We start from the raw sequence: 1,275 nt of genomic DNA, 5'->3' as shown, positions 1-1,275 counted from the left end.
GGCGTGCGTCGCCGTCGCGGTCGGCTACCGCATCCCGGCCACCGACGCCATCTCCTGCTCGATGCCGGCCGACCTGGCCAAGGGCGCCCACCTGGACAAGGTGGTGGCGGCGGTGACCGCGCACACGAACGCCCTCGCCGCCACACTGCGCCGCGAGGGCATCCGCTGACGAGTCACATCGGCTCCCCCAGGGGCAGGTCGCACCACCACGAGCCGACCCGGTTCAGCAGCGGGTCGTGCGCGAAGTCGGGCTCACCGAACTCGGCGATGCGCCGCTCGGCGTAGACCTCGGCGTCGTCCTTGGGGAAGTAGCCGATCGCCTCGCCCTCGGCCAGCGACCACCAGCGGCGGGTGTTGCGGCTGACGCCCCAGATGATCCGGTAGCCGGGGCTCTCGGCCGCCACACAGGCCTCGACCAGCCGGGCGCCGTCGTCGGGCGAGAGCCACAGGGCCAGGCCGCGCAGCTGCGGCGGGGTCGGGAACCACAGTCCGATGCGGACACAGATGACCTCGAGGTCGAAGCGGTCCACGTAGAGCCGGCCGAGGGACTCCACGGCCGCCTTGCTCCAGCCGTACAGGGTGTCGGGGCGGGGTGGGAGGTCGGCCGGCAGCCCGTCGGGGTAGCGGTCGTCGTCGCGCGGGTGGAAACCGGCGGCATGGCTGGACGAGGCCAGCACGACCCGCCGGACCCCGGTGCGCCGGGCCGCTTCGAGCAGGCAGTACGTCCCGTACGCGTTGCGCCGCAGCACGTCCTCGGCGCCGGCCTCCTTGCTCTGCCCGCCCAGGTGCACGATGGCGTCCACGCCCTCGCACGCCGCCACCAGGGCTTCCGGGTCGTCCACCGACGCGATGACGACCTCCTCGGCGCCGCTGCCCTCGACCGGCGCCGGCTCCACGATGTCGAGCAGCCGCAGGGTGCGGCCCGCGGCGGCGAGGCGGGGCCGCAGCAGCCCGGCGACCTTTCCCGCGCCGCCGGTGATGAGGAGTCGCTGAGCCATCGGGGAACCTCCACGTTCATGACCGTCGTCGATGCGACGGAACCCTAACATCCGGTTCCCATACATATCGCTTGCTTGACCGGTCGACAGCCCTCCTCTAGTTTGAGTCGCATTCAGCACTGCGACAAGCATCCATATATGTGGACGGGGTACGTGCATGCCAGACGCCATCGGCTTCATCGGCCTGGGGATCATGGGCTCGCCCATGGCCGCCAATCTCGTCAAGGCGGGCTACGACGTCGCGGGCCACTCCCGCGGCCGGGCCGGCCTCGACCGG

2 protein-coding genes are annotated in these 1,275 nt (G+C 71.8%); one reads left to right on the top strand and one right to left on the bottom strand.

The window, feature by feature from the left end; all coding sequences use genetic code 11:
* Positions 1 to 173: 173 nt before the first annotated feature.
* Positions 174 to 998 (bottom strand): NAD(P)-dependent oxidoreductase, encoded by an 825-nt coding sequence (locus AB0C29_RS49015; RefSeq protein ID WP_360835317.1) that lies wholly within the window; start codon positions 996 to 998, stop codon positions 174 to 176.
* Positions 999 to 1,155: 157 nt separating this feature from the next.
* On the opposite strand from AB0C29_RS49015, the gene AB0C29_RS49010 reads away from it, so the two are divergent.
* Positions 1,156 to 1,275, top strand: a 120-nt coding sequence (locus AB0C29_RS49010) for an NAD(P)-binding domain-containing protein (protein ID WP_360835319.1), incomplete at its 3' end; no start/stop codon positions are given.

This window comes from Actinoplanes sp. NPDC048791 (assembly GCF_040650095.1).
Taxonomy (GTDB): Bacteria; Actinomycetota; Actinomycetes; order Mycobacteriales; family Micromonosporaceae; genus Actinoplanes.
This window is presented reverse-complemented; position numbering and strand designations above follow the sequence as displayed.

Bases quoted from the DNA above. Each gene is read 5' to 3' on its own strand.
- AB0C29_RS49015 (WP_360835317.1), bottom strand. From the start codon at position 998: ATGGCTCAGCGACTCCTCATCACCGGCGGCGCGGGAAAGGTCGCCGGG.